Source organism: Rhodococcus sp. DT1, from assembly GCF_049844875.1.
Lineage (GTDB): Bacteria > Actinomycetota > Actinomycetes > Mycobacteriales > Mycobacteriaceae > Rhodococcus.
Window position 1 is genome coordinate 138,035 of sequence record NZ_JBNCLW010000009.1, and the last position, 11,472, is coordinate 149,506.

Here is an 11,472-nt window from a genome sequence, read left to right on the forward strand (position 1 = left end):
GCAATGAGTGTCGACACGATCGACGAGACCACGACCGACCGCGCAATCCTCGGAGTCTCCGGTCTGACCATCGATTTCGAGGTGGACAAGACCTGGAGAGCAGCCGTACGTGACGTCTCGTTCGAGGTGGCGCGGGGCGAAATCCTGGCGATCGTCGGCGAATCCGGATCGGGTAAATCGACGACGGCCATGGCCGTACCGGGTCTGCTCGCCGACAACAGCCGTGTCCGCGGCAGCATCACTCTCGACGGTCGTGAACTCGTCGGTCTGTCGGAACGTGAACTGAACTCGGTGCGCGGCAAAGACATTGCCGTGATCTTCCAGGAGCCCATGACTGCCCTGAACCCCGTCTACACGATCGGGTGGCAGATCACCGAGGCCATTCGCTCGCACTCGGACATGACCAAAGCGCAGGCCAAGGAGCGTGTGATCGAGCTGCTCCGTCTCGTGGATATGCCCGAACCGGAGAAGCGGGTCAAGTACTACCCGCACCAGCTTTCCGGCGGGCAGCGCCAGCGAGCGATGATCGCCCAGGCGCTGGCCTCCGAACCGTCGGTGCTCATCGCCGACGAGCCCACCACAGCGCTCGACGTCACGGTGCAGGCCGAGATCCTGCAGCTGATGCGGGATCTGCGCGAACGCGTGGACGCGGCGATCGTGCTCATCACGCACGACATGGGTGTCGTCGCCGACATGGCCGACCGCATCCTCGTCATGCGCAACGGTGCCATCGTCGAGCAGGGGACGTCGGACAAGGTCTTCAACAAGCCGGAGCATGCCTACACCCGTGAACTGCTGGCGTCGGTGCCCCACCTCGGCTCGCGAGTCGGCGAGGCCGGAACCGACGACACTCCGGACGTGCGGTACGCACTCGAAATCGTCGACGGCGTGATCGAGTACCCCGGGGCGCGTCGCAACAGCGGCTTCCGCGCGGTCGACGGCGTGAGCCTCAACATCGAGCCCGGTGAGGTCGTGGGACTCGTCGGAGAGTCCGGCTCGGGCAAGTCGACGATCGGCAAGGCCGTAGTGGGATTGCTCAAGTTGCACTCCGGCTCACTGTCCGTTGCGGGCACCGACATCACGAAGATGTCGACACGCGATCTGCGCCCGGTCCGCCGCAAGGTCGGCATCGTGTTCCAGGACCCGGGTTCGTCGCTGAACCCGCGCTGGCCCATCGGACAGTCCATCGGCGAGCCGATGCTGCTGCACACCGAAATGGACCGCACCCAGCGCGACAAGAAGGTCGAGGAACTGCTCGATCAGGTTCAGTTGCCGCGAGACATGCGCAACCGCTACCCGCATCAGCTTTCCGGTGGTCAGCGTCAGCGCGTGGGTATCGCCCGGGCGCTGGCTCTCGAACCGACACTGCTGGTGGCGGACGAACCGACGTCGGCGCTCGACGTCTCGGTGCAGGCCAAGGTGCTCGAGCTGTTCCAGGAATTGCAGCGCGAATACGGCTTCGCATGCCTGTTCATCAGCCACGACCTTGCCGTCGTGGAGGTGCTTGCACGTCGTATCGCGGTGATGCGGGCCGGCAAGCTCGTGGAGTTCGACCGGACCGATCGTATTCTGCGGTCGCCGTCCGATCCGTACACCAAGCGGTTGCTGGCGGCTGTCCCGGTTCCGGACCCGGCCCAGCAGGCGCTCCGGCGGAAAGAGCGTGCGGCACTGCTGGCCGCCGAACGTGCCGAGGACGAGCACAGGCCGGCGGTCTGACGGTTGTAATGCGGTGTCAGTCCTGGCTGCCGATCGCGTCGAGCACGGCGGTCAGGACGAGCACGGCGCCCGACTTGTCGAGCGGATCGTTGCCGTTGCCGCACTTGGGTGAATACACGCAGGACGGGCAACCCGAGACGCACTCGCACGCTGCGACGGCGTCTCGGGTTGCCTCGAGCCATTGCGAGATCCGGCGGTAGCCGCGCTCGGCGAATCCGGCTCCGCCGGGCTGCCCGTCGTAGACGAAGACCGTGGGAAGACCGGTGTCCGGGTGCAGGTCGGTGGAGACGCCGCCGATATCCCCTCGATCGCACGTGGCGACGAGGGGGAGCAAACCGATCGCCGCGTGTTCGGCGGCGTGGAGCGAACCCGGGATCCGCTCGGCCGTGAGGCCGATCTGCGAGAGCAGTCCGGGATCGACGGTGTACATCACAGCGCGGGTCGCAAGGGTCTGCTCGGGCATCTCCAGCGGGATCTGATCGAGGATCTCGCCGGAGGGCAGACGCCGGAGATATCCGACCACCTGATGCGTCACCTCGACACCTACCGCCGCGACGGTGACGGGGCCGTGGTCCCGATGCTCGTCGATCGACGTGCAGCAGATCTCCGTGACTTCCCGTGCGCTGGTGGACCATTCGGGGTCCTCGGCGTGGACGAGTGCGATTCCGTCGTCAAGGTGCAGTTCGTCGACAACGAAGGATTCCCCCCGATGCAGGTGTACGGCACCCGGATGCATCGTCGCGGGCGCGCGACTGCCTTCGACGGTGCCGAGCATCCGCCCGGTCTCCGCTTCCACGATCGCGACCTGCCCGCCGATGCCGCCGCGGATGTCGATCTCCGCGTGCGGATGCGTACCGGGAGTGACGAACCAGCCGTGGGGACGTCTGCGGACGAGGCCGTCCTCCGCGAGGCGAGCGAGGACTTCCCACGCGTCGTATTCCTCGACTTCGTCGTCGCTCAGCGGCTTTTCCGACGCCGCGCAGAGCAACTGCGGCCCCAGGACGTACGGGTTCGCCGGGTCGGTCACGGTCGACTCGACCGGCCTGCCCAGCAACGCCTGAGGATGGTGCACGAGATACGTGTCGAGGGGGTCGTCGCGGGCGACCAGCACCACCAGCGATCCCTGCCCGCGCCGCCCGGCGCGGCCGCCCTGCTGCCAGAACGAGGCCACGGTGCCGGGGAATCCCGCGACGACCACCGCGTCGAGCCCGGCGATGTCGACTCCGAGTTCGAGTGCGTTCGTACTCGCCACCCCGAGCAGACGTCCGTCCGAGATCGCCGCCTCGAGGTCGCGGCGATCTTCCGCGAGGTAACCGGCGCGGTAGGCGGCAACGCGATCGACGAGGTCGGGCGCTGCCGCGGCGAGCAACCGTCGCGCGCCCATGGCCGTGAGTTCCGCACCGTGCCGGGATCGCACGAACGTCAGCGTTCGTGCACCTTCGACGACGAGGTCGGCGAGCAGCCGGGCCGCTTCGGTTCCGGCCGCGCGTCGCACGGGAGCCCCGTGTTCTCCGGTGACCTCCCGCAGCAACGGAGGTTCCCACATCGCGACGGTCCTGGGTCCGTGTGGCGACCCGTCCTCGGTCACCGCACGGCACGGTGCACCGATGAGCCTGGACGCCGCGTCGGCCGGTTCGCCGGTGGTCGCGGAGGCCAGGATGAACACGGGATCGGCGCCGTAGTGTCGGGCCAGCCGCCGGAGTCGGCGCAGGATCAGTGCGACGTGCGACCCGAAAACTCCTCGGTACGAGTGGCATTCGTCGATCACCACGTATTTCAGCCGACGCAGCATCCGCGCCCACCGTGCGTGCCCGGGCAGTAGCGACACGTGCAACATGTCGGGATTGGTGAAAATCCACCGTGAGTGCCGGCGCGCCCACTGCCGCATCTCCGTGCTGGTGTCGCCGTCGTACGCGCACGCCGCCACCGTCGACAGTTCGGGCTCCATCATGGTCAGTTCGGTGACGGCGCGAAGCTGATCGGCCCCCAGTGCCTTGGTGGGGGAGAGATACAGCGCGGTGGCCTGCGGGTCGGCTGCCAGGGCAGTGAGCACGGGAAGTTGATACGCCACCGACTTGCCGGACGCGGTTCCGGTGGCGACGACCACGTTCTCCCCGGCGGCGGCGAGATCGGCGGCGGCGGCCTGATGGCTCCACAGCTGCGGTACCCCGTGCTCGCGCAGCGCCCGGACCACCGGCTCGGCTGCCCAGCGAGGCCAATCGGTGTGCTGCGCCGGCCGGGTGGGCAGCGCGGCGACGTGGGTGAGCGGGGACTCGCCGGCGGGTGTTCCGGCCAGGAGGCGGTCGAGGAGTTCACGTCCGTAGGTCGCAGCCGTGCCGTTACCCGGATCGAACGGGGGTGAGCTGGGCACGGAGCGCTCCGGGGGTTGCGGGGTCGAACGGGGGCGGCGGTTCTGCCGTCTGCGGCGGGCGGAAACCACTACCGATCGGTAATCGTACCGACGGTCGGGGACCTTCGATTTTTCTGGGACGTTTGTGCCCATTACTACTGTCGCGACCGCTCCGGGCATGGTTGACTGGCACGCGGTCGCAGCTTCTGTGTTCGTGGACTTGAGAGAGTGAACGCTCGCAGGATCGATGGTTGCGGGCGCGGTGCTTTGCTCTTCCCACGGGGGTTCGGAAGTACAGCGGTCGGAACCGGGGCCGGGCGGGCCGCGTTTCCGGTGGTCTGTCGAATCCGGTGGTAAGAAAGAGAAGGAAAAGCATGGCACAGGGCACTGTGAAGTGGTTCAACGCGGAGAAGGGCTTCGGCTTCATCGCTCCCGAGGACGGTTCTGCAGACGTGTTCGTTCACTACTCCGAGATCCAGGGCGCCGGTTTCCGGACCCTCGAGGAGAACCAGCGCGTGGAGTTCGAGGTCGGTCAGGGCACCAAGGGCCCGCAGGCCACCGGCGTGCGCGCTGTCTGAGAGATTGCTCCCATGAGCGCAAGGTGAGGCTCGACTCCTCATCTGAATCGTCCCCCGTCACCTCCGGTGATGGGGGACGATGCATTTTCGGGTATCGATCGACCGGAAGGAGGATCGTGAGCCAGCTGTCGTTCTTCGGCGCCGAGCTCGGGCCACCTTCGGTCGCAGACCTGAGCGGGGTGCTGGCAGCCCAGGGCCGGGTCGCGATTCGCGGAGACCGGGCCCGGATCTCCGCCGTTGTCGATGTCCCCTGGCGCGCTACCGGGATCGCACACCTGATGTCCGAGGCGGGGCTGGAACCGGAGATCGGCACCACCGACGACGGCCGCACGACAGTGTGCACGGCGTTCGCCGCAGAGACGGTGCCATTGGCTTTGCTGTGGATGCGCGGCACGGTGAAGACGGTGCCGTTCGAGTGGGTGCCGAGTTCGCGTGCTCAGCGCGCATGGTTTCTTGCCGCGGGTACGAAAGAAGTGGACGGAGAGCGATACGTCCTCGGCCTCGATCCACAGACACCCATGCGCCCCTCGCCGAGGCGTTCCTGCGGGCCGGTATCGCACCCACTCTCATCGGCACACGCGGGTCGTCGCCGGGCCTGCGAGTGTCCGGCCGCAAGCGCCTGACCAGGCTCGTCGAGAACATCGGGGCACCGCCCGACGACCCCGGGGCGTGGGAGGTCTGGCCTCGTGCCGCGCCGTGGGACCACCACACGTGATGAGGCGTCCGCCCAGGATGTGCGACCCTGTGTGTGGCTACGTCGGGGGGACGTGGTCGGTATACATGTCTTCGAGAAGCGCGACATGTCGGTAGAGGGAAGGCACAGGCGGCACGGTGGCAGCAGACAAGAGCACTTCGGACGGGTCCTCGGGTACACGTCGGCTGGTCATCGTCGAATCCCCGACCAAGGCGAAAAAAATCGCCCCCTACCTGGGGCGCGATTACGTCGTCGAGGCGTCGGTCGGTCATATCAGGGATCTGCCGCGCGGCGCCGCGGATGTCCCTGCCAAATTCAAGGGTGAGTCGTGGGCCCGCCTCGGTGTCGACGTCGATCACGATTTCGAGCCGCTCTACGTCGTCAGCCCGGAGAAGAAGTCCAAGGTCTCCGAACTGAAGAGTCTCCTCAAGGACGCCGACGAGCTCTATCTCGCCACCGACCCCGACCGTGAGGGCGAGGCGATCGCCTGGCATCTGCTCGAGACCCTCAAGCCCAAGGTTCCGGTCCGGCGCATGGTGTTCCACGAGATCACCGAATCCGCCATTCGGGCGGCCGCGGAGAACACCCGCGAACTCGACACCGACCTTGTCGACGCGCAGGAAACCCGGCGCATCCTCGACCGGCTGTACGGCTACGAAGTCAGCCCGGTGTTGTGGAAGAAAGTCATGCCGCGCTTGTCGGCCGGGCGCGTGCAGTCCGTCGCGACCCGCATCATCGTGCAGCGCGAACGCGAGCGGATGGCATTCAGGTCTGCCGAGTACTGGGACATCGCGGCGACCATGGACGCGGGCGAAACCGCGAGCCCCCGCTCGTTCGGTGCGCGTCTGGTCGGAGTGGACGGCTCCCGCGTCGCTTCCGGCCGTGACTTCGGTGCCGACGGCAAGCTGAAGTCCACCGGCGTCGTGGTTCTCGACGAGACCTACGCGCGTCGTCTGGCCGAGGCGCTCGCCGGAACCGCGCTGACGGTGTCGTCGGCCGAGAGCAAGCCGTACACCCGTAAGCCGTATGCGCCGTTCATGACCTCGACGTTGCAGCAGGAAGCCGGGCGCAAGCTCAGGTTCTCGTCGGAACGCACCATGCGCATCGCGCAGCGGCTGTACGAGAACGGCTACATCACGTACATGCGTACGGACTCCACGACGCTGTCCGAGTCGGCGATCAGCGCAGCGCGCGCCCAGGCCACCCAGCTGTACGGCGCCGAATTCGTGCACCCGACGCCGCGCCAGTACACCCGTAAGGTCAAGAACGCGCAGGAAGCGCACGAGGCGATCCGCCCCGCCGGCGACGTGTTCGCCACCCCGGGTGAGTTGCATGCGCGTCTCGACGGCGACGAGTTCCGCCTCTACGAGCTGATCTGGCAGCGCACCGTCGCGTCGCAGATGGCTGATGTCCGCGGCACCACCCTCACCCTCCGGATCACCGGCACCGCCGGCACGGGGGAGGAGTGCACGTTCTCGTCGTCGGGCCGCACCATCACGTTCGCAGGCTTCCTCAAGGCCTACGTCGAGAGCGTCGACGAAGAGGCAGGCGGCCAGTCCGACGACGCCGAGTCGCGCCTGCCCAACCTCAGCGAAGGCTCCGCGGTCACCGCGACGAAGCTCGATCCCGACGGCCACTCCACGAACCCGCCGGCGCGGTACACCGAGGCGAGCCTCATCAAGACGCTCGAAGAACTCGGCATCGGCCGGCCCTCGACGTACGCCTCGATCATCAAGACGATCCTCGATCGCGGATACGTCTACAAGCGAGGCAGTGCGCTCGTCCCGTCCTGGGTGGCGTTCGCCGTGATCGGCCTGCTCGAATCCCACTTCTCGCAGCTCGTGAACTACGACTTCACCGCGGGTATGGAAGACGACCTCGACGAGATCGCCTCCGGTCACGAACACCGGACCGACTGGCTGACGAGGTTCTACTTCGGCGGCGAGCACGGCGGCGAGCAGTCGGTCGCACGACAGGGCGGCCTGAAGAAGCTCGTCAGCGAGAACCTCGAGGACATCGACGCCCGCGAGATCAACTCGATCCGCCTGTTCGACGACGCGGAGGGCCGCGAGGTCCATGTTCGGGTCGGGCGGTTCGGCCCGTATCTCGAGCGGATGGTGGTCAACCCGGACGACCCGGACGGCGACCCGATCTCCCAGCGCGCGAATCTCCCCGACGACCTGCCGCCGGACGAGCTGACGCTCGAGTACGCGGAGAAGTTGTTCTCCACGCCCCAGGAGGGGCGCGTGCTCGGTGTCGATCCCGCAACCGGTCACGAGGTCGTCGCGCGGGAGGGCCGCTTCGGTCCGTACGTCACCGAGTTGCTGCCCGAGCCCACCCCGGAGCCGGAACCCGAACCGGACGTGACACCGATCCCCGTCGAGGAGGTCGAGGCCGCCGGCGGTGGCACGAAGACCGCGACGAAGAAGGCTGTCGCCAAGAAGGCGGCGAAGAAGGCACCCGCGAAGAAGGCGGCCAAGAAGGCCACCGGTCCGAAGCCGCGCACCGCGTCGCTGCTCAAGACGATGGATCTCTCGACGGTCACGTTGGAGGACGCGCTCCGGCTGCTGTCTCTCCCGCGCGTCGTGGGTGTCGATCCCGAGTCGGGTGAAGAGATCACGGCGCAGAACGGCCGTTACGGTCCGTACCTGAAGAAGGGCACCGACTCGCGGTCCCTGGCGGACGAAGAGCAGATGTTCACCGTCACGCTCGACGAGGCGCTGAAGATCTACGCCGAGCCGAAGCGCCGTGGCCGGCAGGCGGCGGCCACTCCGCCTCTCCGTGAACTCGGAGTGGACCCGGTGAGCGAAAAGCCCATGGTGATCAAGGACGGGCGGTTCGGTCCGTACGTCACCGACGGCGAGACCAACGCGAGCCTGCGCAAGGGCGACGAGGTCCCGACGATCACCGACGAGCGGGCTTCCGAGTTGCTCGCCGACCGGCGTGCGCGCGGCCCGGTGAAGAAGGCCACCAAGAAGGCCGCGGCGAAGAAGTCGCCCGCCAAGAAGGCAGCGAAGAAGACCGCAGCGAAGAAGGCTCCGGCCAAGAAAGCCGCGGCGAAAAAGACAGCAGACTGATCCCGGCCCGGACGCCTACCCTTGCGGTGTGTACCGCGAATGGGCGTCCGGGATACCCGGGGTCATCGCTTGGGCGTCGACGCCCGATCCCGCCGGATCGGCAGGAAACACCGTTCTGCCCGACGGATGCATGGATCTGATCTGGCACGAAGACGGTCTTCTCGTTGCGGGTCCCGACACGCGAGCACAGTTCTCGGACCTCGCGGCGCGGCGAAAACTGGTGGCGGTGCGGTTCGCACCGGGCCTCGGGCCCGCGTTCCTGGGTGTCGACGCCTCCGAATTGCGCGACCGGCGCGTCTCCCTGGACCAGATCTGGGCGCCGCGTCGGGTCCGCGACATCGTGGAGGCCGTCGAAGACGACCCGGTGTCCGGGCTCGTCCATGCCGCTCGCCGCGATCTGGACGAGGCACCTCGAAGTCCTCTGTCGGGGCTCGCGCATGCATTCGCATCCGGTATGACGGTCGCCGATGCCGCGACCGCGGTCGGCTGGAGTGAACGAACCCTCCGCCGTCGCGCGCACGAGGCGTTCGGATACGGGCCGAAGACGCTGGTCCGCGTCCTGCGATTCCGGCGGGCGGTGGAACGCGCTCGTGCGGGCGAAGACCTGGCCAGGGTTGCGGTCGAGTGCGGTTACAGCGACCAGTCGCACCTCGCGCGTGAGGTGCGCGCCCTGTCGGGATCGACGCTCGGTGACCTCGTCCGTCCGCCCGCCGGGCCGTAACTATTCGGAAAGGGCAGCGAACAGGTCGATGCCGTGGCCGTCCGGATCGAGCAGGCTCGCGTAACGCTGCCCCCACGCCGCATCCCAGGGCTTCATCGCCGAAGTGCATCCGGCGACAACCAGTGCCGCGTACATCTCGTCGACCTCGCCCGGTGAACCGCACTCGAATGCGAGGCTCGGCCCGCCCGTCCCCGGTTCGAAACCGGGATCGAACGACTTCACGGAGTCGATCGTGTCCCACATCAGACGGACACCCTCGGCCGCCGTCACCTCGAAGTGCGGGCCGGCGGGCGCTTCGGTGGGCAGGTCGAGGCCGAGTGTGCGGTAACACGCGAAGGAGCGCCCGAAGTCCTCGACAACGAGGCCGATGGCAGAGAATCGAATGGTCATGACCCGACGGTAGAGCGGGCGGGGCAAGTAGGTCTTGAACGTTTCGGACAGCCGGACGGAACAGGTCGGTGCCGGTGGTTACGCTGGTCGGCATGTCCGGTGTCTTCGATCGTCTCGTCGGCCAGCACGATGTCGAGACCGATCTCGTCGCGGCTGCAGTCGCTGCGCGCAACGGCGATACCGGCTCGGCGATGACGCATTCGTGGCTGTTCACCGGTCCTCCCGGATCGGGCAGGTCCATCGCAGCGTTGTGCTTCGCGGCCGCGCTGCAGTGCACCGCCGAACAGACCCCCGGATGTGGGTACTGCCACGCATGCACCACCACGATGGCCGGTACCCACGGCGACGTGCGGCGGGTGATCCCCGAGGGCCTGACCATCAGCGTCAAGGCGATGCGCGCGATCGTGCAGGTCGCGTCGCGCCGGCCCAGCACCGGCCGGTGGCAGGTCGTGGTGATCGAGGATGCAGACCGTCTCACCGAGGGCGCGGCCAACGCGCTGCTGAAGGTGGTGGAAGAACCGCCGCAACGCACCGTGTTCCTGCTGTGTGCCCCGTCGACCGATCCCGAGGACATCTCGGTGACGCTTCGGTCCCGCTGCCGGCACGTCGGTCTCGTCACGCCCAGCGCCGCGTCGATCGCGGAGGTCCTGCAGCTCAGCGACGGCATCGACGAGAAGACTGCGCGGTGGGCCGCGTCGGTGAGTGCGGGCCACGTCGGCAGGGCCCGCCGTCTGGCCACCGACACGATCGCCCGGGAAAACCGCAACCGCGCCCTCGAGCTTGCCGGAGCCGTGCTCCGGCCTGCGACGACGTACTCCGCAGCCGAGGAACTCGGACGCCGCGCCGAGGTGGAAGCCAAGGAGATCAGTGTCGAACGCGACGAACGTGAGACAGAAGAGCTGAGGACGGCGCTCGGCGCCGGCGGTACGGGTAAGGGAGCCGCGGGCGCGCTGCGCGGTTCGGCCGGCGTACTGAAGGAACTCGAGCGCACGCAGAAGTCTCGCAAGACCCGGACCGAGCGCGACATCATGGACCGCGCACTCATCGACCTCGCGGGGTTGTACCGGGATGCCCTTGCCCACGCGTTCGGTTCCACCGCGACGCCCAACCATCCGGACATGACCGAACGTGCAGCCGATCTCGCCTCCCGTACCAGGCCGGAGGCCCTGCTCGACTGCATCGAAGCGATCCTCGAGTGCCGCGAGGCTCTCGCGCAGAACGTCAAGCCCAAGTTCGCGCTGGCAGCCATGGCGGCGCGCTTGAGCGCCGCATTCCGGTGACTGAAGTGCCGGTTTGCATCCCGGTGGGGGTAGTCCGCTAGACTTCGGACGCCGAACGGCATGCTGCCTTAGCTCAGTCGGTAGAGCATTTCACTCGTAATGAAAAGGTCGTCGGTTCGATTCCGACAGGCAGCTCCACGAAGAGCCCCTCACCCACCGGTGAGGGGCTCTTCTGGTTCCAGGGCTCGGTCGTCCTCGCGCGATGTCGCGCGGACATGGACCATGGAGTCATGTTGATGGAAATCTTCTCCCTGATCCTGATCATCGGTGCGCTCGTCGTGGTGATCCCCATGGCGATCCGCGTGTTCCGGGATCGCGACGACCGGTGACACGCCCTCCGCGGCGCTCGACAACCGCAACCGGCGCACTCATGCTCGGTATATGGGTGACTCTCTGAGGGACCGGGTCCGCGACAAGATCATGCGTCAGCGTGCGGAGGACGGGGGCCGGCCGATCGACGCCGCGGAGTCCGACGACCCCCGCCTGACGGATATCGACGGCGATCTCGCGTTGCTCTCTCAGGCCGGCGAGGACGACGAGGTCGTCCAGAGCCTTGCTGCGAAGTACTGGGTGCCCTGACCGCGGCCGGAATCGGCGTTGACCTGGCGATTTGGTGTTTGTGGGGGTGCTCGCGTAACTTAATCCAGGTCAGAGCGACACGGACAC

Annotated in this window: 8 protein-coding genes, 1 tRNA gene and 1 pseudogene; 8 read left to right on the top strand and 2 right to left on the bottom strand. The window is 67.4% G+C overall.

Annotation, left to right across the window (positions count from 1 at the left end):
- Positions 1-3 precede the first annotated feature (3 nt).
- Complete coding sequence (locus tag ACLQ3J_RS20830; protein WP_422423149.1) at positions 4-1,716, top strand: ABC transporter ATP-binding protein; 1,713 nt, start codon at positions 4-6, stop codon at positions 1,714-1,716.
- A gap of 16 nt (positions 1,717-1,732) precedes the next feature.
- Here ACLQ3J_RS20830 and ACLQ3J_RS20835 read toward each other — a convergent pair whose 3' ends face one another.
- Positions 1,733-4,087 carry a DEAD/DEAH box helicase gene (locus ACLQ3J_RS20835; RefSeq protein ID WP_425904286.1) on the bottom strand — a complete coding sequence of 785 codons (2,355 nt, stop codon included), beginning with the start codon at positions 4,085-4,087 and terminating at the stop codon, positions 1,733-1,735.
- 353 nt (positions 4,088-4,440) lie between these two features.
- Here ACLQ3J_RS20835 and ACLQ3J_RS20840 point away from each other — a divergent pair, with 353 nt between their 5' ends.
- The 4 genes and pseudogenes from ACLQ3J_RS20840 (at position 4,441) to ACLQ3J_RS20855 (ending at position 9,136) form a co-directional block, all read left to right on the top strand.
- A complete protein-coding gene (locus ACLQ3J_RS20840) occupies positions 4,441-4,644 on the top strand; it encodes a cold-shock protein (protein ID WP_054720028.1) in 204 nt (67 codons plus the stop codon).
- Between the two features lie 116 nt (positions 4,645-4,760).
- Positions 4,761-5,359: pseudogene (locus ACLQ3J_RS20845) on the top strand (hypothetical protein).
- A gap of 116 nt (positions 5,360-5,475) precedes the next feature.
- The gene (topA, locus tag ACLQ3J_RS20850; protein ID WP_425904287.1) at positions 5,476-8,415 is read left to right on the top strand and encodes a type I DNA topoisomerase; all 2,940 of its coding nucleotides are present in this window, start codon (positions 5,476-5,478) and stop codon (positions 8,413-8,415) included.
- A gap of 28 nt (positions 8,416-8,443) precedes the next feature.
- The gene (locus ACLQ3J_RS20855; protein WP_425904288.1) at positions 8,444-9,136 is read left to right on the top strand and encodes a helix-turn-helix domain-containing protein; all 693 of its coding nucleotides are present in this window, start codon (positions 8,444-8,446) and stop codon (positions 9,134-9,136) included.
- Here the strand turns inward: ACLQ3J_RS20855 and ACLQ3J_RS20860 are convergent, their stop codons facing one another.
- Positions 9,137-9,526, bottom strand: coding sequence for a VOC family protein (locus tag ACLQ3J_RS20860; RefSeq protein WP_425904289.1), 390 nt, complete (start codon positions 9,524-9,526; stop codon positions 9,137-9,139). It abuts the gene before it with no gap.
- A 92-nt stretch (positions 9,527-9,618) separates the two neighbouring features.
- On the opposite strand from ACLQ3J_RS20860, the gene ACLQ3J_RS20865 reads away from it, so the two are divergent.
- The 3 genes from ACLQ3J_RS20865 (at position 9,619) to ACLQ3J_RS20875 (ending at position 11,385) form a co-directional block, all read left to right on the top strand.
- Positions 9,619-10,806 (top strand): DNA polymerase III subunit delta', encoded by a 1,188-nt coding sequence (locus tag ACLQ3J_RS20865; RefSeq protein WP_425904290.1) that lies wholly within the window; start codon positions 9,619-9,621, stop codon positions 10,804-10,806.
- Positions 10,807-10,868: 62 nt separating this feature from the next.
- A tRNA-Thr gene (locus ACLQ3J_RS20870) sits at positions 10,869-10,944 on the top strand.
- A 243-nt stretch (positions 10,945-11,187) separates the two neighbouring features.
- Positions 11,188-11,385, top strand: a complete 198-nt coding sequence (locus ACLQ3J_RS20875) for a hypothetical protein (RefSeq protein ID WP_425904291.1) — start codon at positions 11,188-11,190, stop codon at positions 11,383-11,385.
- Positions 11,386-11,472: the final 87 nt, after the last annotated feature.

What these genes read in the sequence shown, in the direction of transcription:
- ACLQ3J_RS20865 (WP_425904290.1), top strand. Translation starts at nt 9,619, where the DNA reads ATGTCCGGTGTCTTCGATCGTCTCGTCGGCCAGCACGATGTCGAGACC.
- ACLQ3J_RS20840 (WP_054720028.1), top strand. Translation starts at nt 4,441, where the DNA reads ATGGCACAGGGCACTGTGAAGTGGTTCAACGCGGAGAAGGGCTTCGGC.
- ACLQ3J_RS20860 (WP_425904289.1), bottom strand. Translation starts at nt 9,526, where the DNA reads ATGACCATTCGATTCTCTGCCATCGGCCTCGTTGTCGAGGACTTCGGG.
- ACLQ3J_RS20875 (WP_425904291.1), top strand. Translation starts at nt 11,188, where the DNA reads ATGGGTGACTCTCTGAGGGACCGGGTCCGCGACAAGATCATGCGTCAG.
- ACLQ3J_RS20830 (WP_422423149.1), top strand. Translation starts at nt 4, where the DNA reads ATGAGTGTCGACACGATCGACGAGACCACGACCGACCGCGCAATCCTC.